Origin of the sequence: Micromonospora halotolerans (assembly GCF_032108445.1) — a bacterium.
Classification (GTDB): domain Bacteria; phylum Actinomycetota; class Actinomycetes; order Mycobacteriales; family Micromonosporaceae; genus Micromonospora; species Micromonospora halotolerans.
The window spans coordinates 604240-631083 of record NZ_CP134876.1 but is presented as its reverse complement, the minus strand read 5'-3'; the positions used below and the strand labels follow the sequence as shown (position 1 = coordinate 631083).

Below are 26844 nucleotides of genomic sequence, written 5' to 3'. Positions count from 1 at the left end.
GGCGATCGTATGCGGTCAGTCAGGCAGGGACGGTGGCGGCGCACAGCCGCCCGGCTGGGCGTGGCCGCCCTGTTCGTGGCCACCGGGGTGGCGCTGGGCGCCGCGCCCGCGCAGGCGACCGCCACCCGGACCGTCGCGTTCTGGAGCATGGACGAACCCGCCAGGGCGACCGTGCTCAAGGACAGCAGTGGCAACGGCCGCAACGGCGCCATCGGGGCCGAGGTCGTCACGGGCGCCCTCTACGCCGGCGCGACCGGGCACCGGTTCGCCACCCACCTGCCCACCGACCAGGAGTACGTCCCGGGCCACGTGAACGTGGTGCCGCACACCACCGACTTCAACCCGGACGCCGGGGACTTCTCCCTCACCATCCGCTACCGGACCACGTACTCCTTCGGGAACATCCTCCAGAAGGGACAGGGCGCGACCGTCGGCGGCTACTGGAAGTTCGAGGCCCCGGGCGGCAAGCCGAAGTGCCTGTTCCGTGGCGGCGACGGCGCCTCTCGCACCGGCTACACCGACGTGCCCATCTCCGACGGGCAGTGGCACACGGTCACCTGCAACCGCACGGCCAGCTACGTGGAGATGTACGTCGACGGGGTGCGGACCAGCCGCCTGAACGGGCCGACCGGCACCATCGCGAACACCAAGCAGCTCTCCATCGGCGGCAAGAGCCAGTGCGACGGGGTGGAGGTCACCTGCGACTACTTCGCCGGTGACATCGACTACGTGAAGATCCTCAAGGGCTCGGGCGGTCCCGTCAACCAGCCGCCGGTGGCGCAGCTCGTCCCGTCCTGCTCCGGGCTGGTCTGCACCTTCTCCGCGGCCGGGTCCACCGACGCCGACGGCGCGATCCAGGGCCACCACTGGGCCTTCGGCGACGGGTCCACCACCGACACCGTCTCCGTGCCGACCACCTCGCACACGTACGCGACGGCTGGCACCTACCCGGTCACCCTCACGGTCACCGACGACCGGGGCGCCACCGGCACGGTCACGGTCGACGTCACCGTCGCGCCGGTGCCCGAACGGATCGCCTTCGTCGGCCAGGCCACCGCGAACGCCAACTGGACCAGCCACACGGTGACCGTGCCGCCGACCGTCCAGCCGGGCGACACGCTGCTGCTCCTGCTCAGCCAGAACACCCACACCGGCACCGGCGAGCCCACCGGGGTCACCGGCTGGACCCGCCTCGACCGGCTCGACGGAGGCTTCGCCACCACGACCGCCTGGTGGAAGGTCGCCGCCGCCGGCGACGCCGGAACGGCGGTACGCGTCGCCCTCGACAGCCAGGCCAAGGGCAACCTGGTGGTGGCCGCGTACCGGGGTGCCGCCCCGAGCGCGCCGGTCTTCGCCCGGGCCACCGACCCGGCCAGCACCGCCACCCGCATCACCCCGTACGTCCCGGTGACCGCCGAGCAGAGCTGGGCCGTGTCGTACTGGCTGCACGGCGACGGGGCGTCCACGGCGCTGACCCCGCCGGCCGGCGTGGAGGTGCGCAGCAACAGCTCCCAGACGGGTGGCGGACGGGTGACCGCGCTCCTCGCCGACTCGGGCAGCAGCGTGCCGGCCGGCACCTACGGCGGCCTCGCCGCGGTGGGCGCGGCGGCCAGCACGACGACCACGACCTGGACGTTCGTCCTGCGCCCGGCCTGACCCGGATACGCCGCTGGCCGGCACCCCGGTGTTGGGGGTGCCGGCCAGTGGTCGTGTTGTTCGGGTCAGCTGTTCCAGTGCTGGGCGACGATGTCGGTGGCCTGCTGCTCCCACTGGGCGTAGGCGTCCGGGTAGGCCGACACCTGCACGGTCTGCGCGGCCTCGGTCAGCGGCATGGTCTCCCAGCCGTCGACCTGCTTCAGACCCTTCTCGAAGGCCAGGGTGGCGTACTCGGGGTTGGTGATCTGCTCCGGCGTGCCCCAACCCGAGCTCGGGCGCTGCTGGAACAGGCCCAGCGAGTCATGGTCGTTGGCGTCGCCGAGGTGGCCGAGGTTCTCCAGCTTCGACTCCTGCAGGCTCGTGGCGATCGAGATCACCGCGGCCCGCTCGGGCAGACCGGCCTTCTTCGTCGCCGCGATGATCGCCTTCGCGTTCGCGAGCTGCTCGTCGTTCAGGTCGATGTGCGACTGGGCGCCCTGCACGGTCGCCACGGCGGCCGGCTTGCCCTGCACGGGGCGGGCGTCGGCGTGGGCGGCGACCGGACCGGCGAAGACACCACCGGTGAAGGCCAGACCAGCAATACCCAGCACGCTCTTACGCAGCATCGTGTTCATGGGGGATGGCTCCATTCGGGGGTTGGCGCACCACCACACCGACGGGGGGGTCGGCTCTTAGCTGGTGGGCGCAAGCACCGTCAGGCGCTCAAGAAAGTCTCAGGGGGATCATCCAGCGGACGGGGCGGGGGCCTCTTCGTCGCGCCGGGACCATGTGCAACGACCGGCCAGCCACCATCATTCCCGGCGGCCGGGCACCCGCCTCGGCGGGCAGTCCCGCTCGGGGAGTTCCGCCTCGGCGGGCGGGTAGCGGGACCGGGCACCCCGTCGGGCGGGGCGTGGTCCTCGGTCATGCACCGGGTATAACGACGCCCACCCGCCGGCCATTCCACCGCCGGGATGCCGCCGGTCACTCCCCGAACCGGACACCACACCCAAGGCGGGACGGTCGGTGGAACGGTATGGGTGTATCCCGGCACCGGAGACACCCACAGCGTTCCACTCACTGGGCTCCGGCCAGCGCGGGAACGGACATACACCCCCAGAACCGACCCGCGAGGGCGGCAGGTGGCCGGGCTTCTGCCCTGGGCAGATCCGCTCACCGTGAACAGCGTTCACCGGAGCGGACGCCAGGCGGCAGGGTGGGACGCATGAGACTTCTGATGCTCGGTGGTACCGGATTCGTCGGCGGGGCCGTGGTGACCGAGGCGGTACGCCGCGGCTGGTCGGTGACGGTGTTCAACCGGGGGCTGCACGGCGACGTGCCGGAGGGCGTACACCGGTTGCGGGGTGACCGCACCTCGCCGGACGGGCTGGCGGCCCTCGCGGGCGGCGAGTGGGACCTGGTGGTGGACACCTGGGACGGGGCGCCCCGGGCGGTCCGGGACGCGGCGCGCGCCCTGACCGGTGCCGTGCCGCACTACGTCTACGTCTCCAGCGGCTCGGTCTACGCGCCGCCGGTCGGGCTGGGCACGGGCGAGGACGCGCCGGTCGTCGCGGCCGAGGCGGACGCGGCCGACGGGGACTACCCGCAGAACAAGGCGGGCGGTGAGCGGGCCGCCGTGGCGGTGTTCGGTGACCGGGCGCTGCTGGTGCGGGCCGGGCTGATCCTCGGCCCGGGCGAGGACATCGGGCGGCTGCCCTGGTGGCTGCACCGGGTCGCCCGGGGTGGGGAGGTGCTCGCTCCCGGCCCGCGCGACCTGCCGGTGCAGTACGTCGATGCGCGGGACCTGGCGATCTGGCTGCTGGACCGGGGGGTCGAGGGCGCCGGTGGGGCGTACAACGTGGTCAGTCGGACCGGGCACACGACGATGGGCGAGCTGCTCGACGCGGCCGTGGCGGTGACCGGCGCGGACGCGACGCCGCGCTGGACGGAGCCGGACGCGCTCCTGGCGGCGGGCGTCGAGCCGTGGAACGACCTGCCGATCTGGGTCCCGCTCGGGCACGAGTACCGCTGGTTGCAGGAGCGGGACGTCGAGCGGGCGCACGCGGCGGGTCTGGCCTGCCGGCCGGCGGTCGAGACGGTCGCGGACACCTGGCGCTGGCTGCGCGAGGTCGGCCGGGTGCCGGCCCGGGCGGGACGCCCGGCGCGGGCGGCGGTCGGTCTGGCCCCGGAGCGGGAGGCGGCCCTCCTGGCCGCGCTACCGGCCTGACCGCCGGCGCGACGACCGCCGACCCGACGCCGGCCGTCAGTGCACCACCGGCAGGTCGAGCACCTCGTCGACGGGGCGGCGCGGGGTGGTGCGGCCGGGCTGGCCGAACCCGATCCGCATCACCATCTGCGGGGTGCCGAACCGGCCCAGGGACAGCCGCAGGGCCTCCCGCGCCCCGGGCACCTCGATCGGCTGGGAGAGCATCGACACGGCCAGCCCGGCGTCGGTGGCGGTGAGCAGCACCCGTTGCAGGGCCTGCCCGGCGACGACCTGGTCGGTGGCGGTGTTGCCGGTCGAGCCGAGCACGGCGACCAGCGGTTCCGGTTCGAAGTCGCGGCCGGGGGCGCGGTCGCGGCCGCCGAAGCCGCGCTGCGGCAGCAGGTCCTGCGGTTCGCTCTGCGGTCCGCCGGCAGCGGTCGGCACGCCGTCGGGGGACGGCTCGGAGCGGATCCACCGGGTGCGCTCGGTGACGTACGCGGGGTCGCGCTCCAGCACCCGGTGGGCGCTGCGGGCGATCTCGGCGAAGGCGTTGACCGCGGTGGTGCCGATGACCAGTTCCAGCCAGCACTGCTCGGCGCGGGCGGCCTCGCCGAGACGCCAGCGCGCGTCGGCGGGCACCGGGTCGGGCCAGAAGGGCGCCCGGTTGCTGAACCGGCGGGCGATGGCGCCGCGCAGGCTCTGCTCGGTCGGGGTGGGGCGGCGCGGCACGTCGGGGACGAGCCGGGCCACCACGTCCGGGTCACCGGGGTACGGGCGGAGCCGGACCGAGGCGGGCGTGCCCGCCACGGCAAGGGCCAGCCGCAGGTTGAACAGGGCCGCCCCGCAGGCGATGCGGGCGCCCCAGCCGCTCGGGTCGGTGGCCGGCAGCCGGCGCAGCGGGTCGACGGCGAGTTCGATCCCGCCGTCGACGAGCCGGAACCGCCACGGCTGGGTGTTGTGCAGCGACGGCGCGCGTACCGCGTCCGAGATGGCGGCCCGCAGCTGGTCGACGGTGTAGCCCGTGGTCATGGCGTTGCTCCCTCCGTGCGGGCCGCCCGGCCGGCCGGTCCACCCCCACCGTCCGTCAGCGGGCGGGGCGGTGAGCAGGGCCGGAGGTCCCCACCTGGGCGGGTCCCTCTGCCCGCCGCCGGCGCGTGACGGTCGGGACCTTCGGCCCGTGCGGGACCTCCCGGCGGGAGGGTAGAAAGGACGGATGATCCGGGTGTTCCTGCTCGACGACCACGAGGTCGTCCGTCGTGGCTTGGCCGACCTGCTGCAGAGCAGCGGCGACATCGAGGTGGTCGGCGAGTCCGGCTCCGCGCAGGAGGCGTCGCGCCGCATCCCGGCGCTCCGCCCCGACGTGGCGATCCTCGACGCGCGGCTGCCCGACGGCAACGGCATCGACGTCTGCCGGGACATCCGTGCCGTGGACTCGTCGATCAAGGGGTTGATCCTCACCTCGTACGAGGACGACGAGGCGCTCTTCGCGGCGATCATGGCCGGCGCCGCCGGCTACGTGCTCAAGCAGATCCGCGGCACCGACCTGGTGGACGCGGTCCGGCGGGTGGCGGCCGGGCAGTCCCTGCTCGACCCGGCGATCACCACCCGGGTGCTGGAGCGGATCCGCAGCGGCGTCGAGCAGCCGCGGGAGCTGAAGTCCCTCACCGAGCAGGAACGGCGGATCCTGGAGTACGTGGCGGAGGGTCTCACCAACCGGGAGATCGCCGGCAAGATGTTCCTCGCCGAGAAGACGGTGAAGAACTACGTCTCCAGCGTGCTCGCCAAGCTCGGCCTGGAGCGGCGTACGCAGGCCGCGGTGCTGGCCACCCGGCTGCTCGGCAAGAGCCACTGAGGCGGGGGCCGCCACACCCGCTCAGTCGCGCAGCGGGACGCTCCAGCGCAGCTCGGTGCCGTGCGGCGTGACCCGGCCGAGCTGGAAGTCGCCGCCCAGCCGTTCGGCCCGCTCGCGCAGGTTCACCAGGCCGCTGCGGGCCTGCTCCGGGTCGCAGCCCACCCCGTCGTCGGTGACCGTGACGCTCACCCAGCCGGCGTCGACCCGCACCAGCACCGACACCCGGTCGGCGTGCGCGTGGCGTACCGCGTTGGACAGCGCCTCGCGGAGCACGGCGGTGAGTTCGGGGCGGAGCTGGTCCGGGACGGCGCTGTCGATCGGGCCGACCAGCTCCAGGTCGGGCCGGTGGCCCAGCGACTCGGCGGCCACCTCGATCGCCTCGCGGATCTCCGTGCGCAGCGCGGCGCTCATCGGCGTGCGCAGCTCGAAGATGGTGCGGCGGATGTCGCGGATGGTGGCGTCCAGGTCGTCGACCGCCTGGTTGATCCGCTTCGCCACCTCGGGGCGGGCGTTCATGGCCCCGCTCTGCAGCTGCAGGCCGGTGGCGAACAGCCGCTGGATCACCACGTCGTGCAGGTCGCGGGCGATCCGCTCGCGGTCCTCCAGGACCACGAGCAGCTCCCGTTCCTCCTGGCCCCGGGCCCGTTCCATGGCCAGCGCGGCCTGGCCGGCGAAGCTGCCCAGCAGGGCCACGTCGTCCTCGGCCGCGGGACCGTGGTCGGGCCCGTGCGCGATGACCAGCACGCCGTGCAGGGTGTCCGCCGCGGCGAGCGGGGAGACCACCGCCGGCCCGGCCACGACCGGGTGCGCCCAGGGCGCCGACTCGGCGAGGTTCTCCAGCAGCTCGTGGCGGCGCTCGGTGACCGAGCCGACGAAGGTGGTGTCGTCGGCCGGGAGCACCGCGCCGACCAGCTTCCGGGCGGCGTCGTCGTCGGCGCCGTCGACCACCTCGACGGTGAACTGGCGCTCGTCCTCGTCGTAGAGCAGCACGAGGGCCAGCTCGGCCCCGGCGACCTCCCGGGCCCGCCGGGCGACCAGGGTCAGCGCGTCGGTGCGGCGTACCTCGCCGAGCAGCACCGAGGTGATCTCGGCGGTCGCGGCGAGCCAGCGTTCCCGCCGGTGGGCCAGGGCGTAGAGGCGGGCGTTCTCGATGGCCACGCCGGCCGCCGCGGCGAGCGCGACCACGATCTCCTCGTCGTCCTCGGTGAACTCGGCGGCCCCCTGCTTCTCGGCGAGGTAGAGGTTGCCGAAGACGTGGTCGCGGATGCGCACCGGAACGCCGAGGAAGCTGTGCATCGGCGGGTGGTTCGGCGGGAAGCCGTAGGACTGCGGGTGGCGGGTGATGTCCGGCATCCGCAGCGGGCGGGGGTCGTCGATGAGCAGGCCGAGCACGCCCCGCCCGTGCGGCAGGTCACCGATCTCGGCGTGCAGCTCGGGGCTGATGCCGTGGACGATGAAGTCGTGCAGCAGCCGGTCGGCGCCGATCACGCCGAGCGCGCCGTAGCGGGCGCCGGCCAGCTCGCAGGCCGACGCCACGATCCGCTGGAGGGTGCTGCGCAGGTCGAGGTCGGAGCCGATGCCGACCACCGCGTCGAGCAGGGCGCGGAGCCGTTCCCGGTTGGTGACCACCTCACCGACCCGGTCCAGCATCTCCTGGAGCAGCTCGTCGAGCCGCACCCGCGACAGCGGGGTCAGCCCGAGCGACGGGGTGCCGTGCTCGGAGCGGGGGTTCGGTGCGCTGGCCACCGGGCGATGCTATCGCCCGGTGGCCGCGGGGCCGAGATCCGTCAGGAGAGCTGGTCGCGCACCGCGGAGGTGTCGACGGTCTGCGCGATCTCCAGCCGCGGGGTGTGCGGGGGGCCGGCGTGCGTCGGGTCGGCCAGGCCGAGGCGCATCGAGATGTACGGGAAGCCGAGGCCGGACAGCATCTGCCGGAGCGTCTGGCGGGTGCTCTCGACCTCCACCACGCCGGACAGCGGCACCACGGACACGCCGTGCCGGGTGGCGGTGAGCCAGGCGGCGGAGAGCGCCTCGCCGGCGCGCAGCCAGCTGTCCGGCTCGTCGTCGGTGCCCCAGAGGATCCCGTAGACGGCGGCCCGGTCATGCCCCTCACCCACCGGGAGGGTGCCGCCGGGGCCGAAGTCGCGGGCCGGAACGGTGGTCTGGGGGGCCCGCTCCGGCAGCACCTCCGGCGGCAGCCCGGTGCCGGCGGCGGCCCGGCTGGTCCAGTAGGCCAGCTCCTCCTGCAGGTCCGGGTTGCCCTTCTCGACCGCGGCGGCCCGCTGCGCGGCGGCGGCCAGCTCGATCTTCTGGTCGTCGTCCAGCACCTGCAGGTTGACGCCCTCCCGGGTGGCCGCCCGGTCGATCTCGCCCAGCACGTCGGTCGGGACCGGCTCGTCGCTGACCGGCCGGCGGTCGGTGTGCCGGACCTGCATGCACTGGACCGTGCGCATGGCGTCCGGATCGCTGCCGGTGGGCTTGAATCCGGTCAGCCGGGCGAGCAGCTCGGGCTGGCCGGGATCGGGCAGGCGCTCCACCACCGGCGTCCACCCCTCGGCGGCCAGTGCCACCCGGGCGTGGTGCAGGGCGACGCCACAGCTCAGCACCAGCAGCCGGCCCTCCGGGTCCAGGGCGCTGAGGTGACGCTCCCGGACCACGCGCAGCTCCAGCGCGTCGGGCAGCACCGTCCAGTGCCACGGCTGCGTGTTGTGCACCGAGGGAGCGTGGCCGGCCATCCCGGCGGCCTCCGCGAGCGCGGTGGTCAGCGGACGGTCCGTAGCCGGCGTCTCGTGGCTCATCGTCACGACCTCTCCTGTTTCCCCCATCGTGCCCCAGGCCCGGGTCGTCCGGGTGGGCTTGCCCGCTCCATCCTCGACCATGTCCGCGGCGGTCGCACGCGTCGTCAGCGTTCGCGGACCACGGCGACCGGGCACTGGGCGTGGTGGATGAGCTGCTGGCTGACCGAGCCGAGCAGCATCCCGCGCAGCCCGCCCCGGCCCCGGCTGCCGACCACCACGAGCTGCGCCGTCCGGCTCTCCTCCACCAGCAGCGCGGCGGGGTTGCCCGGGTTCGCCAGCACCTCGACCGGCACGTCCGGGAAGGACTCCCGCCAGGGGGCCAGGTCGGCCTCGACGGCCGCCCGCTCGGTGGCGGCGGCCTCCTCCGGGTCGAAGCCCGGCGGCACCCGCCCCTCGGCGGGCGGCTCCCACACCCGCAGCGCCCGCACGGGCACGTCCCGCTGCGCGGCCCGTTCCACCGCGAAGCCGAGCGCCTGCACCGAGGACGCCGAGCCGTCCGCGCCGACCACCACGGGCCCGGAGGTGACGGGCCGGCCGTCCCGGACCACGATGACCGGGCAGTGCGCGTGGGCACTGACGGACACGGCGGTGGAGCCGGCGAGCAGCCCGCCGAACCCGCCGTGGCCCCGGCTGCCCAGCACCAGCATGGCCACCTCGGCGGAGCGCTCCTGGAGGACCAGCGCGGGCGGGCCGTCGAACACCTCGCCCCGCACGGTCAGCCCGGGCCGGTCGGCGGCAGCGTCCGCCGCCGCCCGATGGACCAGTTCCTCGACCTGCCGCCGGGCGGTCTCGTCGGGCCAGACCCCGGGGGCGACCCCGGGCCCGATCCAGCCGGCCACCGTCAACCACTCGAAGACGTACGCGAGCCGCACCGGCCGGCCCGAGCGGCCCGCCTCGTCCAGCGCCCAGTCCAGGGCCACGGACGCGTCGGCGGAGCCGTCGTAGCCGACCAGGATCTCGTCGCCGCTCACGGTGCCGGCCTTTCGTTCGCGACTGCGGGGCTCGCAGGCTCACACCGCACGCTCACTGTCCACCCCGCATACCTGGTTCGGTCTCCCGGATCCAGCGCCACTCGGCGACCCGGGGGTCGTCCTCGCCGTGCTGGCGGGTGTAGTCGCGGCAGGACTGCCGGAGGTCCACCATCTCCTGGCGCAGGTGGGCGGCCCGCGAGCGCAGCCCGGGCAGCCGGTCGATGACGTCGATGACCAGGTGGAAGCGGTCCAGGTCGTTGAGCATCACCATGTCGAACGGCGTGGTGGTGGTGCCCTCCTCCTTGTAGCCGCGGACGTGCAGGTTGTCGTGGTTGGTGCGGCGGTAGGTGAGCCGGTGGATCAGCCACGGGTAGCCGTGGTAGGCGAAGATGACCGGCTTGTCGCGGGTGAAGATCGTGTCGAACTCGCTGTCCGGCAGGCCGTGCGGGTGTTCCGAGGGCGGCTGCAGGCGCATCAGGTCGACCACGTTGACCACCCGGACCTTCAGGTCGGGCAGGTGCTGGCGGAGCAGGTCGGCCGTGGCCAGGGTCTCCAGGGTCGGCACGTCGCCGGCGCAGGCGAGCACCACGTCGGGCTCGCTGCCGTCGTCGGTGCTGGCCCAGTCCCAGATGCCCAGCCCGCGGCGGGTGTGCTGGATCGCCTCGTCCATGGTCAGCCAGTTGGGCGCCGGCTGCTTCCCGGCCACCACGACGTTGATGTACTGCCGGCTGCGCAGGCAGTGGTCCATGGTGGAGAGCAGGGTGTTGCCGTCCGGCGGCAGGTAGACCCGCACCACCTCGGCCTTCTTGTTGACCACGTGGTCGATGAAGCCGGGGTCCTGGTGGGAGAAGCCGTTGTGGTCCTGCCGCCAGACGTGGCTGGAGAGCAGGTAGTTCAGCGAGGCCACCGGGGCCCGCCACGGGATCTGCCGGGTCACCTTGAGCCACTTGGCGTGCTGGTTGACCATCGAGTCGACGATGTGGATGAACGCCTCGTAGCTGGTGAAGATGCCGTGCCGCCCGGTCAGCAGGTAGCCCTCCAGCCAGCCCTGGCACAGGTGCTCGGAGAGCACCTCCATGACCCGGCCGTCGGGGGAGAGGTGGTCGTCGCCGGGGAGCCGGCTGCCGACGAACGCGCGGTCGGTGACCTCGAAGGCGGCGCCCAGCCGGTTCGAGGCGATCTCGTCGGGGCCGAACAGGCGGAAGGACTGCGGGTTGCGGGTGATCACGTCCCGGATCCACGGGCCCAGCGCGCCGGTGGCGCCGGCCATCGGCGAGCCCGGCTCCTTGACGTCGACCGCGTAGTCGCGGAAGTCCGGCAGCTCCAGGTCGCGCAGCAGGAGCCCGCCGTTGGCCACCGGGTTGGCGCTCATCCGCCGGTCGCCCCGCGGCGGCAGGTCGACCAGCTCGGCGACCGGCGCGCCGGTGGCGTCGAACAGCTCCTCCGGCCGGTAGCTGCGCAGCCACCGCTCCAGCTCGGCCAGGTGTGCCGGGTTGTCGCGGACCCCGTCGATCGGCACCTGGTGGGCGCGGAACGTGCCCTCGACCTGCTTGCCGTCGACGTCCGCCGGCCCGGTCCAGCCCTTCGGCGTACGGAGGATGATCATGGGCCAGCGGGGGCGCTCGACCTCGCCGCCGGAGCGGGCCCGGCGCTGGATCTCGGCGATCTCGTCGACCGCCCGGTCCAGCGTGGCGGCGAGGGCCTGGTGCACCCGGGCCGGGTCGTCGCCCTCGACGACGTACGGCTGGTAGCCGAAGCCGCGCATCTGGTCGAGCAGGTCCTCGGCGGGGATCCGGTCGAGCACCGTCGGGTTGGCGATCTTGTAGCCGTTGAGGTGCAGGATCGGCAGCACCGCCCCGTCCCGGGCCGGGTTGAGGAAGACGTTGGACAGCCAGCTCCCGGCCAGCGGCCCGGTCTCCGCCTCGCCGTCGCCGATCACACAGGCGACCAGCAGGTCCGGATTGTCGAACGCGGCGCCGTACGCGTGGCTCAGCGAGTAGCCGAGCTCGCCGCCCTCGTGGATGGAACCCGGCACCTCCGGCGCCACGTGGCTGGGGATGCCGCCGGGGAAGGAGAACTGGCGGAACAGCCGCTGCATGCCGGTCTCGTCGCGGGCGATGTGGTGGTAGAGCTCGCTGTAGGTGCCCTCCAGCCAGGTGTTCGCCACCAGGGCGGGGCCGCCGTGGCCCGGGCCGGTGATGAAGATGGCGGACAGGTCGCGGCCGACGATGATCCGGTTGAGGTGCGTGTAGAGGAGGTTGAGGCCGGGGCTCGTGCCCCAGTGCCCCAGCAGCCGAGGCTTGATGTGCTCGGGCTTCAGGGGCTCACGTAGCAGCGGGTTGTCGAGCAGGTAGATCTGCCCGACGGTGAGGTAGTTCGCCGCCCGCCAGTAGGCGTCGAGCCGGCGCAGCTCGTCCTCGGTCAGTGGGCTGTGCACGTCCAGCGCGGTGTCCATGCTGCGTTAGCCTCTCGCGGCTCGGGGTCTTCTGCCACCCGGGAGCGGATCGGCCGCCTCCGGCACGTCCAGCCTCGTCCATGGGCCGGCGGGTCGAGCAGGGCCGTAGGTCCCGGGCCGGGCGGGCGTCACGGCCCGTCCTCGTCGTCCGGGTCGAGTCCACGAACGACGATCACCGGGGCCGGCGAGTGGTAGAGCAACGTCTGGCTGACCGCGCCCAGCATGCCCCGCAGCGGCTCGTCGCCGCGCGCCCCGACCAGCGCCACCTGTGCCGAACGGGACTGTTCGACGAGGACGGCACCGGGGTCGCCGCGGATCGTGTGGCACTCGACGGCCACCCGGGGATGCCGGCTGCCGTACCGGGCGACGGCCTCGTCGAGCAGGCCGTCGTCGCCGTCGGGGTGCTCGTCGGGCTCCAGCACCCGGATGGCGAGCAGCCGGGCGCCCCGGCCCTCGGCGCAGTCGAGGGCGTACGCCAGGGTGGCGCGGGAGCTCTCCGACCCGTCGAACCCGACCAGCAGCGGCCCCTGCGGGGGCGGCTCGGCCCGGCCGACCAGCACCGGGCAGCCGGCCCGGGCGGCGAGCTGCACGGACGGCGCGTTGGCCGGTACGCAGGACGGGCATCCGGCCACGCCGCCGTCACCGACCGCCAGCAGGAACGCCGAGTCGGAGGCCCGGACCAGCGCCTCGATCGGGTCGCCCTCGACGATCTCGTCGGTCACCGGCACCGCGGGCGCGGCCTCGGCGGCGACCCGCGCGGCCTTTTCCAGCAGGTCCTCGGCGGCGGCGCGCGGGCCGCTCACCGAGAACGACTCCAGGGCCGCCGCCCAGTTGAAGGCGTGCAGCAGGTGCAGCGGCCGGTCGTGCGCGGCGGCCTCCCCGGCGGCCGTCCGGACCAGCTGGAGGTCCTCCGCCGAGCTGCCCACGCCGACCACCACCGCGCCGTGGGTGGGTGCGGGCATCCCGGCTCACCTCCCGACCGCGATCTCCTCACCCACGGTAGTCGGGCGGGCGCCCGCCCGGAGCGGGTCGGCGGAACTGGCGCCGGCGGGAACGGTCAGCGGGGACCGGGCAGGGTGGGATGGACGCGGACGATCACGGCGGTGGCGTTGTCCTCGCCGCCCTCGGTCAGGCTGGCGGCGAGCAGGGCCTGCGCGGTCCGGGCCGGGTCGCGGCGTGCGGAGAGCAGGTCGCGCAGCCGGTGGTAGCCGAGCTGGTCGCTCACCCCGTCGGTGCAGAGCAGCCAGGTGTCCCCGCTGCGCAGCGGCACGGCGAGCAGGTCCGGCTCGGGCTTGTCCGGGTGGCCGACGTAGCGCAGCAACTGGTAGCGGGCCCGGGCCGCCTCCGGCGAGTCGGGCGGCCACCACCCGTGCAGCAGGCCGAGCCAGGCCATGGTGTGGTCGACGGTCACCAGTTCCAGCAGGCCGTCGCGCAGCCGGTACGCCCGCGAGTCGCCGAGCTGGACCAGCCAGCCCTGCCCGCCGTCGGGCTCGGCGATCAGGGCGGTGAGCGTGCAGCCGGTCAGCCCGGCGAGTCCCGCCCCGGCCCGGCGCACCCGGAGCTGGGTCTCGGCCGTCGCGGCGCGCAGGCGGGCGGCGTCGACGGCCGGCCAGCCGGCGCGGACCTGCGCCACGAAGGTGGTCATGGCAGTGGTGCCGGCGACCCGGCTGCCCTCGCCGTCGCCCATGCCGTCGGCGACCGCGGCCAGCGGCAGCTCCGGGTCGACGTGCAGCACGTCGAAGTTCTCCGCGTAGCGGTGCCCGACCACGCTGCCCCCGGCGATCTCCAGGGTGAGCCGGCCGACGGTCAGCCGGCGGGTGGCCTGGACGGGCTGATCCAGCGGGCGGCGGCGGAACACCTGCGGACCGTAGCACCGGTGCGGGCCGGGGATCGGCAGGTCGCGGCGACGTGTCGGCTTGTCAACCGGGGTTGACAAACGGGCCGCGTCAACCTACGTTGACAGCATGAGTCAGGCGACGGAACTCGCGGCGGCGGCCGGCAGCACCGACCCGAAGGTCGGGCTGCGGGCCGTGCTCGCCCTGCGCCGGCTGCTCGAACGGCTGGAGGTGGTCCAGGTGGACAACGCCCGACGGCAGGGCTGGTCCTGGCAGGAGATCGCCGACGCCCTCGAGGTCAGCCGGCAGGCGGTCCACAAGAAGCACGCCGGGCGACCGGCGGTCCGCGGAAGCTGGGAGGCGTGATGTTCGAACGATTCACCGACCGGGCCCGCGCGGTGGTGCACCACGCGGTCGACGAGGCGCGCACCGAGGGCCGGCGCCCGGTCGGCACCGAGCACCTGCTGCTCGGCGTGCTCGCCGACGGCGACAACCTGGCCGTCCGGGTGCTGTCGGCCGGCGGCATCCGGGCCGAGGACCTGCGCGCCGCGGTGACCCGGCACACGGCGCACGGGGTCGACGGCCTCAGCGAGGCGGACGCGGCGGCGCTGCGCGAGATCGGCATCGACCTCGCCGCGATCGTCGCCCGGATCGAGGAGTCCTTCGGCCCGGACGCGCTGCGCGAGGCGGCCCCCGCGCCGCGCCGCTGGTGGGGGCGCCGCCCCGACGACGGCCGGTTCTCACCGCGGGCCAAGAAGGTGCTGGAGCTGTCCCTGCGGGAGGCGGTGCGGCTGCGCCACCACCACATCGGCACCGAGCACATCCTGCTCGGCCTGCTCCGGGAGGGCAACGGGCTGGCCGCGCTGGTGCTCACCGAGGCCGGTGCGGACCTCGACGACCTGCGCCGGCGGGTGGAGGCGGCGCTGCGCACGGCGGCCTGACCGGCGCCGGCCGGCCGCTGCCACGGGGCCGGCCCGGTTCAAACCTGATTGCGGTCCTCGCGACGTCCGCCGCCGTCGGGTCGCCCAGCCGCCCCGGTTGCTGCACACTTGCGCCGTGGACGGTGGAGACGAGAAGCGCCCGTTGACCGCGGACAACAAGGCACCACGCTCGGCCGTGGTGGTCAACCCGGTCAAGGTGACCGATCTCGACGAGTTCCGCCGGACGGTGGACGACGCCCTCGCCGCCGCCGGCTGGCCGGAGCCCGCCTGGTACGAGACGACGGTGGAGGACCCGGGGCGGGGCCAGACCGAGGCGGCCGTCGAGGGCGGCGCCGAGGTGGTCTTCGCCTGCGGCGGGGACGGCACCGTGATGGCCTGCGTGACCGCGCTGGCCGGCACCGACGTGGCCCTCGCCGTGCTGCCCCAGGGCACCGGCAACCTGCTCGCCGCCAACCTCGGCCTCTCCGGCGACCTCGCCGCCGGGCTGGAGGTCGCCGTCGAGCGGGGCGTCCGCCGGCTCGACGTGGGCGCGGTCGGCGACCGGTGCTTCGCCGTGATGGCCGGGATGGGCTTCGACGCGCAGATGCTCGACTCCACCTCCGAGACGACCAAGAAGCGGTTCGGCTGGCCGGCCTACGTGGTGGGAGCGGCCAAGCACCTGCGGGACCGACCCATGCGGGTCTCCATCCGGATCGACGGCGGGCCGCCGCTGCGCCGGCGGGCCCGCTCGGTCCTGGTCGGCAACGTCGGCCGGCTCCAGGGCGGGGTACGCCTGCTCACCGACGCCGAGCCGGACGACGGCTGGCTCGACGTGGCGGTGCTGACCCCGCGGACCCTCGGCCACTGGCTCGCCCTCGGCTGGGCGGTGCTGCGGCGGCGGGGCAGCGTGCCCCGGATGGAGGTGTTCCGCGGCCGCAGGGTCGAGATCACCAGCAACCGGGCCCAGCCGCGGCAGCTCGACGGCGACCTCATCGAGCCCGGCCGGTCGCTCAAGGCCGAGATCCGGCCCGGGTCGCTCTGGCTCTGCGTGCCGCGGCCGGCGGGCCACCCGGACCTGTCGGTCGACGCCGACGCCGCCGCCCAGCGGGGCGAACGGCTGGTCGAGGAGGTCCGCCATGAGTAGCACCAAGCTCGTCCCCGAGACCCGGCTCATGGCGCAGGAGGAACTCTCCGCCGACGACGCCTGGCACACGCTGCGCCGCCACGGCGGCTGGTGCCTGCTCCGGGACGCCTTCATCCGGTTCCGCTACGGCGACGGCTTCAGCCACTCGCGGGCCTTCGCCCTGCAGCTCTGCCTCGCCGTGGTGCCGTTCCTCATCGCGCTCACCGGCCTGATCACCGACCTCGGCGTCGACGAGGGCGGCAAGGTGGTCGCCGACACCGTGCTGGCGATCACGCCGGGCCAGAGCGAGTCGATGGTGCAGGAACTGCTGGCCGACACCGAGCGCACCGAGGACGCCGGTGAGCTGGCGCTGACCCTCGGCCTGCTGACCGGCCTGGTCGCGCTCACCACCACCATGGCCCAGATCGAGCGGGGCGCGAACCGGATCTACGGCGTCGAGCGGGACCGCCCCGCCCTGTTCAAGTACCTGCGCGCGGCGGTCCTCGCGCTGGTCGCCGGCGTGCCCGCGCTGGCCGGGTTCCTGATCCTGGTGGGCGGCCGGGCCATGGGCGACTCGGTACGGCGGCACTACGAGTGGGGCGACTTCGCCCACGCGGCCTGGGACGTGATCCGCTGGCCGCTCAGCCTCGGCCTGACCGTGCTCGCCGTCGCGGTGCTGTTCCGGCACGCGCCCCGGCGCAAGCAGCCCGGCCTGTCCTGGCTCTTCTTCGGCGCCGGCATCGCCACGGCGCTCTGGTGGCTGGCCAGCCTGCTGCTCGCCGCCTACGTGAAGTACAGCGGCGGATTCGGGCAGACGTACGGCGCCCTGACCGGGATGATGGCCCTGCTGCTCTGGGCCAACCTGACCGGGGTGGCGCTCTTCGGCGGGCTGGCGTTCGCCGCCCAGCTGGAGGCGATGCGGATCGGCGTGGAGGAGCCCGCCCAGCCCGACCTCTGGCAGCCGGAGGCCGAGCGCGAGGAGCTCGTCGACACCGGGGACATGACCGCCCTCTGACGCCGCGCCGACCCGCCCGGGCGTGTACGCGGGGCGGGAATCGGGTACAGCGCGCCTCGCAGAAGACAAGGGAGGTGCGGGGTGACCGCGGTCAAGGAGGCGACGCGCCGCCCGCTCGGCCATTTCGCCGAGCGGAGCGTGGCGGGGCTGCTCGTCGTGGCCGGCGCGGGCGTCGGGTTCGGCGTGCTGCTCATGCTCGTCCGGTTCCACTGGGGCCCGCTCTACCACGCCGACCACGAGGCGGCCGAATGGTTCAACGGCCTCGTGGCGCCGCACCACCCGCTGGTCACCGTGCTCCAGGCGGTCACCGACCTGGGCGGGCGGCCCGTGCTGATCTGGCTGGTCACCATCGCGGTGGTCGGCCTGCTGATCCGCCGCCAGTCCCGGCTGGCCGTCTACCTGATCATCACCGGGGTGGGTGGGCTGATCCTCGACCCGTCGCTCAAGGCGCTGGTCGGCCGGCTGCGCCCGGTGGTGGACGTGCCGGTGGCCAGCGCCCCCGGCAACAGCTTCCCGAGCGGGCACGCGCTCGGCTCGTTCGTCGCGTACGGGGCGCTGCTGCTGGTGTTCCTGCCGGCGGTCGCGCCGCGCTGGCGTAAACCGGCCATTGCCGTCGCCGGCCTGCTGGTCGTCCTGATCGGGCTGACCCGGATCGCGCTGGGCGTGCACTTCGTCTCGGACGTGCTGGGCGGCTGGCTGCTCGGCGCGGCCTGGCTGGGCGTCACCGCGTACGCCTTCCGGCTGTGGCGGCGCGAGCGGGGCCGGCCGGTGCCGCCGCTGACCGAGGGCCTGGAGCCGGAGGCGGGGGAGGAGATCACGCCCGCCCCGGCCGAGGAGCACGTGCTGGAGCATCCCCGCTCGTCGGTGGCCGAACTGCTGGTCGGCTGGGTGCTCGTCTTCGGCGCCCTCTACGCGTTCGGCATGTACGTGAGCTACCACGCCAAGGGCACCGTCTTCGACACCCTGGACACCGAGGTGCCGCACTGGTTCGCCGACCGGCGCACCGACGCGCTCACCGACCTGAGCTGGTGGTGGAGCAAGTTCGGCGACACCCACGCCATCCTGCTGGTCTCCCTGGTGTTCTGCCCGATCGTGCTGGCGATCTGGCGGCGATGGCGACCGGTGCTGTTCGTGGTGCTGGCGATGTTCGGCGAACTGAGCCTGTTCCTGGCCAGCGCCCGGGTGGTCGAGCGGCCGCGCCCGCCGGTGGAGAACCTGGACGGGCAGATGCCCACCTCGTCGTTCCCGTCCGGGCACATCGCGGCGACCATCTGCCTCTGGACCGCCATGGCGATCATCGTGCTGCCCCGCACCGACCGCTGGTGGCGCTGGCTGTTCGTGGCCCTCGCCGTGATCATGCCGGTCGGGGTGGCCACCTCCCGGATGTACCGGGGCATGCACCACCCCACCGACTTCATGGGCGCGATCCTGCTCGGCGCGCTCTGGCTCACGCTGCTCTGGTGGGTGGTGCGCCCCAACGCGGACGTGCGCGACGGCAACCGGCCGGCCATCGAGTCGGAGCAGGTGCACGAGCTGGACGACGAGCTGGCCCGGGCCGGCCGCGAGGAGTGATCGGGCGCCGATGCTGCGGGCGATGACCTGGAACATCCGGACCGGCGGGCGGGACCGCGACGGCACCGACCGCCGGGACCGGATCGTCGCGGTGGTCGCCGACCAGCGCCCCGACCTGCTGGCCCTGCAGGAGCTGCGCGGTCTGCACCGGGACGGCCGGCTGGCCGAACTGGCGCAGCGGATGGGCATGGTGCCGCACCTCGCCCGGTCCTGCTTCGGGCAGCCGGTGGCGGTGCTGGTCCGCCCGCCGCTGCGGGTGCTCCGCGCGGGCCGGGTACGCCGCCCGTTCCACCACGCCGCGGCCCGGGTCGAGGTGGCCACGGCGGACGGCCCGCTGACCGTGTTCAGCGCCCACCTGGACCCGTACTCCGGTGGGCGGCGGCGCATGGAGGCCGACTGGCTGGCGGTGGCCGTGCGGCGGGCCGGGGGAGGCCTGACCCTGCTCGCCGGTGACCTGAACACCCTGGAACCGGCCGTCGACCACCGCACCCGGCTCGCCGGCCTGGACCCCCTGCACCGGCGGCGTCACCTGCGCCGCGACGGCCATACCGTCGACACCCGCGCGGTGGCCCGGCTGCTCGACGCGGGCCTGGTCGACCTCTGGCCGCACACCGGCGGGGGCGAGCCGGCCGGGCTGACCGTGCCGACCCGGCACGGCGGGGCCGAGTTCGCCGGGATGCGGCTGGACTACCTGCTCGCCACCCCGGCGCTGGCCGCGACGGCACGCGCGGTCCGGGTGGTCCGCGGCGGCGACGCGGACAGCGCCTCGGACCACTACCCGGTCGTCGCCGACCTGGCGCTGGCGCCGTGCTGACCGCACCCGCCGGTCAGCACGGTCGCCGGCGGCAGCACGCTCCGCAGGTCCGCGGCCGCATTCTGCGGAGGCCCGTCGCGGTGCGGGGCGGGTTCAGACGAGCAGGTTCAGCAGCACCGTCAGCACGACCGAGGCGACGATCGAGAAGAGGATCATCAGCAGGCAGCCGAGACCGCCGCCGAGGGGCCGGATCTCCGTGTTTCCGATGCGCATGGACTCACCTTCGCAGGACGGGCGCCAGCAGGTCGCGGATCGCGTCGGCGACCTGGCCGGGGGCGGTGGTGGCGACGTTGTGCGCGGCTCCCGGCACGGCGGCGGTCCGGCCGCCCGGGACCAGGCGGGCCGCCTCCACGCGCCAGCCGGCCGGAACCACCGGGTCCCGGCTGCCGGTCAGCACCAGCGTCGGCGCGGTGACCCGGACCAGGTCCGCCTCGATCGAGTTGCGCACCGAGTGGGACAGGGTGGCGAACACCCGCCAGGGACGGGCGTCGAGGACGTCGCGCAGCAGGATCGGTGCCTGCCACTTCGCCTCCCGCAGGGTGTCCAGCAGCCACCGCCCGACCTGACCGCGCCGGGAACGGGCGGCCGGGTCGCTGGTCGGGCCGGCCAGCACCAGCGCGCTCACCAGGTCGGGGCGGCGGGCGGCGAGCGCCGCGGCCACCTCCGCGCCGAACGAGTGGCCGAGCAGGCAGACCGGCCCCAGCCGGTACGCGGCCAGCCAGTCCGCCAGGAACGCGGCGTGCCGGGGCACGTCGTACGCCGTGCCGGGGCGCTCGGTCAGCCCGAAGCCGGGCAGGTCCGGCACGTACACGGGATGGGTAGCCGACAGGGCCACCGCCAGCGGGGTGAGGTAGCGGTGCGAGACGGCCAGGCCGTGCACCAGCACGACGGGCGGCCCGTCGCCGCCCGGGTCGGCCGACCGGCGGGTGTGCGTCCGCAGGCCGTCGACCAGCCGGAACTCGCTGGTCAGGCCCGCGGCCGGGTGGGGCGCGGCCAGGGCCAGCCGCAGCTCCGCCGGCCCGAAGCGTCCCGGTGGCGTGAGCTGGACGCCGCGACCGGTCACAGCTCGCGGAGCCGGGGCAGCAGCTCCTCCTGCGCCCAGTCCAGGAACATCGGCTGGCTGTCCCCGCCGACCTGGACCAGCGCCACGTGGGTGAACCCCGCGTCGACGAACTTCTTGAACGCCTCGACGTGCCGGTCCACGTCCGGCCCGCAGGAGATGCCCTCGGCCACGTCCTCCTCGCGGACGAACTGGGTGGCCGCGGCGAAGGCGTCCGGGCCGGGCAGGTCGGCGTTGACCTTCCACCCCATGCCGAACCAGCGGAACTGGTCGTGCACGATCTTGCGGCACTCGGCCTCGTCCGGGCCGTAGCAGATGGCCACCTGCCCGTACCGGGGGCGGCCCGCTCCGCCGGCCTCCTCGTACATCTCGACCAGGTGCGGCAGCGGGTCGGTGGCGATCATGGCGTCGGCGTAGTCGGCGGCGAGGGTGGCGGACTGCCGGCCCGAGGCGGCCACGGCCATCGGCACCGGCCGTTCCGGCCGGTCCCAGACGTAGGCGTCCGGCACGTCGAAGTGGTTGCCGGAGAAGGTCAGCGTCTCGCCGTTGAGCAGCGGCCGGATGATCTGCAGCGCCTCCTCGAACATCTCGTGCCGCTGCTGCACGTGCGGCCACCCGCCCACCACGTGCTCGTTGAGGTTCTCCCCGGCGCCGAGGCCGAGGGTGAACCGCCCGTCCGAGAGGACCCCGATCGTGCTGGCCTTCTGCGCCACCACCGCCGGGTGGTAGCGCCGGATCGGGCAGGTCACGAAGGAGAGCAGCTCGGCCCGGCTGGTGGCGTGGGCGACCGCGCCGAGCACCGACCAGGCGTACGGGGAGTGGCCCTGCGAGTCGAGCCAGGGGTAGTAGTGGTCGGACGTGACGAGGTGGTCGAAGCCGGCGGCCTCGGCGCGGACGGCGTGGTCGACCAGCTGCTTGGGGCCGGCCTGCTCGCACATGAGGGTGTAGCCGACGTTGACCATGACACCTCTCCTTCCGGGCGGGATCGTCACCGGATACCCCGCGCGGCGACGGTCAACCCTGGTGTCCGCTTCGGCGGCCGGGCGTCTTGACGCCGGTGGGGATGCTGCCTACAGTCCGGCTTAACCGGTTCAGACTCCGGTGGCGCACCATCCTGTGGTGGGGATGACCGCCCCTGCGGCGGCCCGTGGCGACATGGGCCGCCGCAGGCTTTTGGGTCGCCCGACCGACCTGCTTAACCGGTTGCCTTCCCCATTCCATCGGCCTACGCTGATGCGTGCGTCCGCCGGAGTCGGGCGGCGGCTGCCGGGCTCAGCCGCCACGCCCTCGTCACCATCACCGCACCCCCACCTGGGCACGGGGCAGACCTCCCTGAGGACAGCCATGAAGAAGTTGCTCTCCGTCGCGGGCGCCGCCCTGCTGACGGTCCTGGCCGCCGTCTTCGCCTTCGGGCAGCCGGCCCACGCCGCCGCCGGCTTCTCCGTCGCGAACGGCCGGCTCTACGACGCCAACGGCACCGAGTTCGTCATGCGCGGGGTCAACCACGCGCACACCTGGTACCCGCAGCAGACCACCTCGTTCGCCAACATCAAGGCGCTCGGCGCGAACACCGTGCGGGTGGTGCTGGCCAGCGGCGACCGCTGGCCGAAGAACAGCGCCGCCGACGTCACCAACGTCATCTCGCTCTGCAGGGCCAACCGGCTCATCTGCGTCCTGGAGGTGCACGACACCACCGGGTACGGCGAGCAGAGCGGCGCCATCACCCTGGACCGGGCGGTGGACTACTGGCTCAGCATCGCGAGCGCGCTCCAGGGCCAGGAGAAGTACGTCATCGTCAACATCGGCAACGAGCCGTACGGCAACCAGGACTACAGCACCTGGGCCACCGACACGGCCAACGCCGTCAAGCGGCTGCGCGCCGGCGGCCTGACCCACACGATCATGGTGGACGCCCCGAACTGGGGCCAGGACTGGTCCTTCACCATGCGCGACAACGCCGCGTCGGTCTTCGCCGCCGACCCGCAGAAGAACACCGTCTTCTCGATCCACATGTACGGCGTCTTCGACACCGCCGCCGAGATCACCGACTACCTGGGCCGCTTCCGCACCGCCGGCCTGCCGATCGTGGTCGGCGAGTTCGGCTTCAACCACTCCGACGGCAACCCCGACGAGGACACCATCCTGGCCTACAGCCAGGCCAACGGGATCGGCTACCTCGGCTGGTCGTGGAGCGGCAACGGCGGCGGCGTCGAGTACCTCGACATGGTCACCAACTTCGACCCGAACCAGCTGACCACCTGGGGCCAGCGGATCTTCAACGGGGCGAACGGCATCCGGGCCACCGCCCGCGAGGCCTCGGTCTACGCCGGCACGTCACCGAGCCCGACCACGAGCCCCACGACGAGCCCGACCACCAGCCCGAGCCCGACGACCAGCCCGACGACCGCGCCGCCGCCCGGTGGCTGCACCGCCAGCTACACGATCGTCAACTCCTGGCAGGGCGGCTTCCAGGGTGAGGTCAGGGTGACCGCGGGCGCGGCGGCGATCACCGGCTGGACGGCGAGGTGGACGCTCGCCAACGGCCAGACCGTCAGCCAGTCGTGGAATGCCACGGTCAGCGGCAGCGGCTCGGCGTACACCGCCCGCAACGTCGACTACAACGGCCGGCTCGGCGCCGGGGCCAGCACCTCGTTCGGCTTCATCGGCAGCTGGAACGGCAGCAACCCGATCCCCGCGGTGACCTGCACGGCGAGCTGAGGCACCACCGGTGGCCGGGTCCGCGCGGACCCGGCCACCACCCTTTGGTGTCGTCCGCCGAAAGCAGGCGCGGCGGCCCAGAAAATCTAGGTCCGAAGCGCTAGACATTCTCGCCGTAGCTGGCTAGTGTTCCTGTCGTTGACAGCAGAGGTCGTTGAAGACGCGGACGAAGCAGTGAAGACCCTGACGTCATTCCAGGTCAGGGCGGACAGGCGGGCCGATGCTGGTTCAGGGCTCGCCTGGCAGGACAGTCCGTCGCACGTGCGCGGGGCCATGAAGTCGAGTGGGGCTCCGGCGCCGGCGGGCAGCACGACAAGCACCACAGAAATCGGAAGCAGAGGAAAGGGAGGGCCCGAACACCGTTGGATCGCCCGTCTCCAGAAGGCAGTTCAACGCTGGAGCCGGACACCGCAGTTTCCATCGAACGAGAGGTGGTCTCCGGTCACGCTTATGCGATCCTCGCACCCCAAGCCGCCGACGGCGGTAGGTGCGGATACGACAACCCGACGAACCTGCCGGTAGATGGTGTTTTGACCCGTAACCCCGGGCCCCGGCGCTGAGAAGCGCCGGGGCCCTCGTCCATGAAGAGGTACGTGTATGGCCCAACCCGACGACATGTTCGGTGACGACGACTACCCCGCATACACGATGGGTCGCGCCGCGGAGATCACCGGCGCATCGCAGGACTTTCTGCGTCGCCTCGACGAGGCAAAGTTGATCACCCCGGTCCGGTCGGCCGGTGGCCATCGCCGATACTCCCGTTACCAGCTCCGCCTTGCCGCGCGGGCTCGGGAGATGGTCGATCAGGGCACCGCCCTGGAAGCCGCCTGCCGGATCATCATTCTCGAGGACCAACTCGAAGAAGCCCTCCGGCACAACCAGAACAACCAGCGGTAACGGCAAGCGGACGCTGGCCTGATCACCTCGTCTCACGGTCCCTCTGCACCAGAGGGACCGTTTGTCGTACCCGCATCCGGCTGGTGTGACGTCGAGCCCTCGAGTGGGCCTGACTGCCCGCCGCCGCCTGGACGGCTGGTGGCCAGCCGCGCCGCCCGCATCCGGAGGTACTCCTGTTCGGGGCGGCTGGTGGTGCGGCCGGCGGCGGCCCGGTAGTGCGCCACCGCCGCGTCCCGGTCGCCGGCCATCTCGTGCAGGTGGGCCCGGGCCGCGTCGAGCCGGTGGTGTTCGGTGAGCCGGGGATCGGCGGCCAGTGCGGCCAGGGCCGCCAGCCCGGCGGCCGGGCCGTGCACCATGGCGGTCGCCACCGCCCTGTTGAGCGCCACCACCGGGCTCTCCGCCAGCCGCTCCAGCACCTGGTAGAGGGCGAGGATCTGCGGCCAGTCGGTCCGCTCGGCGGTCGGCGCCTCGTCGTGCAGGGCCGCGATGGCGGCCTGGATCTGGTACGGCCCGACCGGTCCCCGGGCCATGGCGCGGGTGACCAGCGCGGTCCCCTCGGCGATCGCGGCGGCGTCCCACCGGGAACGGTCCTGCTCGGCCAGGGAGATCAGCTCACCGGACGGGCCGGTGCGGGCGGCCGCCCGGGCCTCGGTGAGCAGCATCAGGGCGAGCAGCCCGGCCACCTCGCTGTCGTCGGGCAGCAGCGCGTGCATGGCGTGGGTCAGCCGGATCGCCTCCTCGGAGAGGTCGACCCGGCGCAGGTCGTCGCCGAGGCTCGCCGTGTGCCCCTCGGTGAAGATCAGGTAGAGCACGTGCAGCACGGCGGCCAGCCGGGCCTGCCGTTCCTCCTCCGCCGGCATCCGGAACGGCAGGCCGGAGGATCTGATGCGCTGCTTGGCCCGGCTGATCCGCTGCGCCATCGTGGCCTCGGGGACGAGGAAGGCGCGGGCGATCTCGGCGGTGCTGAGCCCGCCGACCGCGCGCAGCGTCAGCGCGATCGCCGACGCCGTGGAAAGCGTCGGGTGGCAGCAGAGGAAGAGCAGCACCAGGGTGTCGTCCCGGTCCGCGGTCAGCGGCTCGTCGGCGGCCGGCGCGGTCCGCCGGTCGTCACCGCCGCGCCGGGCGGCCCGGTCCTCCCGGTCCCGGCGGGCCGCCTCACCGCGGACCAGCTCGATCATCCGGCGGTACGCGACCTGCACCAGCCAGCCGCGCGGATGGTCGGGCAGCCCCTCGACGGGCCACTGGGTGGCCGCGGCCAGCAGCGCCTCCTGCACGGCGTCCTCGGCCGTGGCGAAGTCACCGAACCGGCGGGCGAGCACGCCGAGGACCTGCGGCGCCAGCTCGCGCAGCAGGTCCTCGACGGTGTGGTCCGGGACGCCCAGGGGTCACAGATCCTGGGACGGCGCCGACATGACGGGGTGCACCTCGATGGGCATGTTGAGGGGACGACCGCCCGGCCCGGGCGCGGTGGAGATGTGCGCGGCGATCTCGACGGCCCGCTGCGGCGTCTCGCAGTCCACGATCCACCAGCCGGCGAGGAACTCCTTGGTCTCGGCGAACGGCCCCTCGGTGACCACCGGCGCGCCGGTCTCGCCGGCCCGGACGATCCGCGCCTGCTGCGGCCCGCCCAGGCCCTCGGCCTGCACGAACTCCCCGTCGGCGACGAGCTTCGCGTTGACCTCCCCCATGAACCCGATGTGCGCCCGGATCTCCTCCGGCGTCCAGGTGTCGATCGAGGGGAAGTCGGTCCCGGCGGCGCTGAACTGCATCAGCAGCATGTACTTCACGATTGGCTCCTCACGCCCGAGCACCGATTGTCGATGCTTCCACCCTCCGGTAGAAGCTGCCACCCCGCCCCTCGACATCCGTCCAGAAGAAATTTCCGGCGTCAGCCGGCCGCGCAGGAGACGGTCGGCCAGGTCCGGTTTCCGTTGTGCTGGATGGTGACCCCGAAGGTGTTCCCGCTGCCGTTCGGCCGGCCGACCATCGTCTGGGCGTTGGGCCAGGTGGCGTTGACGTTCCAGGTGGCGATGACCTTCGCGGGGGTGGGGATGTTCATGGTGACCGTCCAGGTGTTGGACCCGGACACCGAGACGTTGGGGTTGTAGCGGTCGCTCCACTGCTGCCCGGCCGAGAGCGTCGCGGTGCAACTGCCCCCACCGCCACCGCCACCGCCACCACCGCCACCGTCCGGCGCCACGGCGCTGCCGGTCTGCGGGGAGATCATGCCGGCGCACAGGCCGCGGCTGGCCAGCCCCTGCGCGATACGGGGGATCGCCGCCAGCGTGTTGGCGGACCACTCGTGCATGAGGATGATCTGGCCGTTGGCCAGCCGGGCGTTGGCCTGCACGATCGCGTCGACGCTCGCCCCGTTCCAGTCCTGCGAGTCGACATCCCAGATGATCTGGGTCAGGCCGTACCTCGCCAGGACCGACTGCAGGGTCGAGTTGGTCTCGCCGTACGGCGGACGGAACAGCCGGGGTGTGCCGCCGCCGGCGTTGGCGATGGCCTGCTGGGTCCGGGATACCTCGGAGTCGATCTGCGACTGGCTCTGCTGGATCAGGTGCGGATGCGTGTAGCTGTGGTTACCGACCCACATGCCGGCGCTGCGCCCGCACCTGGGCGGGGTAGGCGGCCGCGTACTGGCCCTCGTTGAACATCGTGGCCCGCAGCCCGTTCTGCCGCAGCGCGTTGAGCAGGGCGGGGGTGTGGTCGTTGGACGGGCCGTCGTCGAACGTGAGCCCGACGTACCCGTTGCAGGCGGCGGCCCGGGCCGGGGCGGCCGCCACGGTGAGCGTGACGGCCAGGCTGCTCGCCGCGACCAGCGCGGCCGCGGCGAATCCCGCGGCCAGGGATCGCTTCGACGGTGTTCTGCTCCACATGCGGCTGAGCCCTCCTCGTGGTGGCGGGTTGCCGGTCCTCACATCGACAGCCATCGAGGTCCGGCGGGCGGCGCAAGTATTGGCCCACCGC

The 26844-nt window shown here is 73.7% G+C and carries 22 protein-coding genes and 3 pseudogenes; 12 read left to right on the top strand and 13 right to left on the bottom strand.

The features are described from left to right. The first annotated feature begins 9 nt into the window (after window positions 1-9). Window positions 10-1656: a PKD domain-containing protein gene (locus tag RMN56_RS02825; RefSeq protein WP_313722296.1), complete on the top strand. Its 1647-nt coding sequence runs from the start codon at window positions 10-12 to the stop codon at window positions 1654-1656. Between the two features lie 65 nt (window positions 1657-1721). On the opposite strand, the gene RMN56_RS02820 is transcribed toward RMN56_RS02825, so the two are convergent. Next, on the bottom strand, window positions 1722-2270 hold the full coding sequence (locus RMN56_RS02820) for a hypothetical protein (RefSeq protein WP_313722295.1): 549 nt from the start codon (window positions 2268-2270) through the stop codon (window positions 1722-1724). Window positions 2271-2860: 590 nt separating this feature from the next. Here RMN56_RS02820 and RMN56_RS02815 point away from each other — a divergent pair. Next, window positions 2861-3862, top strand: a complete 1002-nt coding sequence (locus RMN56_RS02815; RefSeq protein WP_313722294.1) for an NAD-dependent epimerase/dehydratase family protein — start codon at window positions 2861-2863, stop codon at window positions 3860-3862. A 36-nt stretch (window positions 3863-3898) separates the two neighbouring features. On the opposite strand, the gene RMN56_RS02810 is transcribed toward RMN56_RS02815, so the two are convergent. Continuing rightward, a complete protein-coding gene (locus RMN56_RS02810) occupies window positions 3899-4870 on the bottom strand; it encodes an Acg family FMN-binding oxidoreductase (protein WP_313722293.1) in 972 nt (323 codons plus the stop codon). A gap of 184 nt (window positions 4871-5054) precedes the next feature. Between RMN56_RS02810 and RMN56_RS02805 the strand changes: the two genes are divergently transcribed. Continuing rightward, the gene (locus RMN56_RS02805; protein ID WP_262284406.1) at window positions 5055-5693 is read left to right on the top strand and encodes a response regulator; all 639 of its coding nucleotides are present in this window, start codon (window positions 5055-5057) and stop codon (window positions 5691-5693) included. Window positions 5694-5714: 21 nt separating this feature from the next. Here the strand turns inward: RMN56_RS02805 and RMN56_RS02800 are convergent, their stop codons facing one another. The 6 genes from RMN56_RS02800 to RMN56_RS02775 all read right to left on the bottom strand — a co-directional run bounded on the left by RMN56_RS02800 (window position 5715) and on the right by RMN56_RS02775 (window position 13775). Then, entirely contained in the window at window positions 5715-7388 is a 1674-nt protein-coding gene (locus RMN56_RS02800) for a sensor histidine kinase (protein WP_313724632.1), read from the bottom strand. A gap of 92 nt (window positions 7389-7480) precedes the next feature. Beyond that, a complete protein-coding gene (locus tag RMN56_RS02795; protein WP_313724631.1) occupies window positions 7481-8491 on the bottom strand; it encodes an Acg family FMN-binding oxidoreductase in 1011 nt (336 codons plus the stop codon). A 104-nt stretch (window positions 8492-8595) separates the two neighbouring features. Continuing rightward, on the bottom strand, window positions 8596-9462 hold the full coding sequence (locus RMN56_RS02790; RefSeq protein WP_313722292.1) for a universal stress protein: 867 nt from the start codon (window positions 9460-9462) through the stop codon (window positions 8596-8598). A 52-nt stretch (window positions 9463-9514) separates the two neighbouring features. Next, window positions 9515-11917 carry a phosphoketolase family protein gene (locus RMN56_RS02785; protein ID WP_313722291.1) on the bottom strand — a complete coding sequence of 801 codons (2403 nt, stop codon included), beginning with the start codon at window positions 11915-11917 and terminating at the stop codon, window positions 9515-9517. 128 nt (window positions 11918-12045) lie between these two features. Continuing rightward, window positions 12046-12879 (bottom strand): universal stress protein, encoded by an 834-nt coding sequence (locus RMN56_RS02780; RefSeq protein WP_313722290.1) that lies wholly within the window; start codon window positions 12877-12879, stop codon window positions 12046-12048. 95 nt (window positions 12880-12974) lie between these two features. Continuing rightward, window positions 12975-13775: a PP2C family protein-serine/threonine phosphatase gene (locus RMN56_RS02775; RefSeq protein WP_313722289.1), complete on the bottom strand. Its 801-nt coding sequence runs from the start codon at window positions 13773-13775 to the stop codon at window positions 12975-12977. Window positions 13776-13881: 106 nt separating this feature from the next. Here RMN56_RS02775 and RMN56_RS02770 point away from each other — a divergent pair, with 106 nt between their 5' ends. From RMN56_RS02770 to RMN56_RS02745, 7 genes and pseudogenes are all read left to right on the top strand, one after another. Then, a complete protein-coding gene (locus tag RMN56_RS02770; RefSeq protein WP_089010418.1) occupies window positions 13882-14118 on the top strand; it encodes an HTH domain-containing protein in 237 nt (78 codons plus the stop codon). After that, window positions 14118-14321: pseudogene (locus tag RMN56_RS32845) on the top strand (Clp protease N-terminal domain-containing protein); the annotation flags it as partial. The gene RMN56_RS02770 and the pseudogene RMN56_RS32845, both read left to right, overlap by 1 nt. A gap of 168 nt (window positions 14322-14489) precedes the next feature. After that, window positions 14490-14693: pseudogene (locus RMN56_RS32840) on the top strand (Clp protease N-terminal domain-containing protein); the annotation flags it as partial. Between the two features lie 115 nt (window positions 14694-14808). Next, complete coding sequence (locus tag RMN56_RS02760; protein ID WP_313722287.1) at window positions 14809-15816, top strand: diacylglycerol/lipid kinase family protein; 1008 nt, start codon at window positions 14809-14811, stop codon at window positions 15814-15816. Beyond that, window positions 15809-16810, top strand: coding sequence for a YihY/virulence factor BrkB family protein (locus RMN56_RS02755; RefSeq protein WP_313722286.1), 1002 nt, complete (start codon window positions 15809-15811; stop codon window positions 16808-16810). The genes RMN56_RS02760 and RMN56_RS02755 overlap by 8 nt, the downstream gene beginning before the upstream one ends. A gap of 81 nt (window positions 16811-16891) precedes the next feature. Next, on the top strand, window positions 16892-18382 hold the full coding sequence (locus RMN56_RS02750; RefSeq protein ID WP_313722285.1) for a phosphatase PAP2 family protein: 1491 nt from the start codon (window positions 16892-16894) through the stop codon (window positions 18380-18382). Window positions 18383-18392: 10 nt separating this feature from the next. Then, complete coding sequence (locus tag RMN56_RS02745) at window positions 18393-19196, top strand: endonuclease/exonuclease/phosphatase family protein (protein ID WP_313722284.1); 804 nt, start codon at window positions 18393-18395, stop codon at window positions 19194-19196. A gap of 217 nt (window positions 19197-19413) precedes the next feature. Here RMN56_RS02745 and RMN56_RS02740 read toward each other — a convergent pair whose 3' ends face one another. Next, entirely contained in the window at window positions 19414-20259 is an 846-nt protein-coding gene (locus RMN56_RS02740) for an alpha/beta fold hydrolase (protein ID WP_313722283.1), read from the bottom strand. After that, a complete protein-coding gene (locus tag RMN56_RS02735; RefSeq protein ID WP_313722282.1) occupies window positions 20256-21218 on the bottom strand; it encodes a TIGR03557 family F420-dependent LLM class oxidoreductase in 963 nt (320 codons plus the stop codon). Before RMN56_RS02735 ends, RMN56_RS02740 begins: the two co-directional genes overlap by 4 nt. Before the next feature lie 382 nt (window positions 21219-21600). On the opposite strand from RMN56_RS02735, the gene RMN56_RS02730 reads away from it, so the two are divergent. Then, a complete protein-coding gene (locus RMN56_RS02730) occupies window positions 21601-22974 on the top strand; it encodes a cellulase family glycosylhydrolase (protein WP_313722281.1) in 1374 nt (457 codons plus the stop codon). Between the two features lie 597 nt (window positions 22975-23571). Further along, entirely contained in the window at window positions 23572-23871 is a 300-nt protein-coding gene (locus RMN56_RS02725; RefSeq protein ID WP_313722280.1) for a MerR family transcriptional regulator, read from the top strand. 32 nt (window positions 23872-23903) lie between these two features. Here RMN56_RS02725 and RMN56_RS02720 read toward each other — a convergent pair whose 3' ends face one another. The 3 genes and pseudogenes from RMN56_RS02720 to RMN56_RS02710 form a co-directional block, all read right to left on the bottom strand. Next, window positions 23904-25190 (bottom strand): RNA polymerase sigma factor, encoded by a 1287-nt coding sequence (locus RMN56_RS02720; protein ID WP_376787266.1) that lies wholly within the window; start codon window positions 25188-25190, stop codon window positions 23904-23906. A gap of 66 nt (window positions 25191-25256) precedes the next feature. Further along, window positions 25257-25649 carry a YciI family protein gene (locus tag RMN56_RS02715; RefSeq protein ID WP_313724629.1) on the bottom strand — a complete coding sequence of 131 codons (393 nt, stop codon included), beginning with the start codon at window positions 25647-25649 and terminating at the stop codon, window positions 25257-25259. Window positions 25650-25759: 110 nt separating this feature from the next. Next, window positions 25760-26753: pseudogene (locus RMN56_RS02710) on the bottom strand (polysaccharide deacetylase family protein). Window positions 26754-26844 lie beyond the last annotated feature (91 nt).

Bases quoted from the DNA above. Each gene is read 5' to 3' on its own strand.
- RMN56_RS02820 (WP_313722295.1), bottom strand. From the start codon at position 2,270: ATGAACACGATGCTGCGTAAGAGCGTGCTGGGTATTGCTGGTCTGGCC.
- RMN56_RS02815 (WP_313722294.1), top strand. From the start codon at position 2,861: ATGAGACTTCTGATGCTCGGTGGTACCGGATTCGTCGGCGGGGCCGTG.
- RMN56_RS02715 (WP_313724629.1), bottom strand. From the start codon at position 25,649: ATGCTGCTGATGCAGTTCAGCGCCGCCGGGACCGACTTCCCCTCGATC.
- RMN56_RS02810 (WP_313722293.1), bottom strand. From the start codon at position 4,870: ATGACCACGGGCTACACCGTCGACCAGCTGCGGGCCGCCATCTCGGAC.
- RMN56_RS02805 (WP_262284406.1), top strand. From the start codon at position 5,055: ATGATCCGGGTGTTCCTGCTCGACGACCACGAGGTCGTCCGTCGTGGC.
- RMN56_RS02795 (WP_313724631.1), bottom strand. From the start codon at position 8,491: ATGAGCCACGAGACGCCGGCTACGGACCGTCCGCTGACCACCGCGCTC.
- RMN56_RS02770 (WP_089010418.1), top strand. From the start codon at position 13,882: ATGAGTCAGGCGACGGAACTCGCGGCGGCGGCCGGCAGCACCGACCCG.
- RMN56_RS02735 (WP_313722282.1), bottom strand. From the start codon at position 21,218: ATGGTCAACGTCGGCTACACCCTCATGTGCGAGCAGGCCGGCCCCAAG.
- RMN56_RS02725 (WP_313722280.1), top strand. From the start codon at position 23,572: ATGGCCCAACCCGACGACATGTTCGGTGACGACGACTACCCCGCATAC.
- RMN56_RS02755 (WP_313722286.1), top strand. From the start codon at position 15,809: ATGAGTAGCACCAAGCTCGTCCCCGAGACCCGGCTCATGGCGCAGGAG.
- RMN56_RS02785 (WP_313722291.1), bottom strand. From the start codon at position 11,917: ATGGACACCGCGCTGGACGTGCACAGCCCACTGACCGAGGACGAGCTG.
- RMN56_RS02780 (WP_313722290.1), bottom strand. From the start codon at position 12,879: ATGCCCGCACCCACCCACGGCGCGGTGGTGGTCGGCGTGGGCAGCTCG.
- RMN56_RS02825 (WP_313722296.1), top strand. From the start codon at position 10: ATGCGGTCAGTCAGGCAGGGACGGTGGCGGCGCACAGCCGCCCGGCTG.
- RMN56_RS02745 (WP_313722284.1), top strand. From the start codon at position 18,393: ATGCTGCGGGCGATGACCTGGAACATCCGGACCGGCGGGCGGGACCGC.
- RMN56_RS02730 (WP_313722281.1), top strand. From the start codon at position 21,601: ATGAAGAAGTTGCTCTCCGTCGCGGGCGCCGCCCTGCTGACGGTCCTG.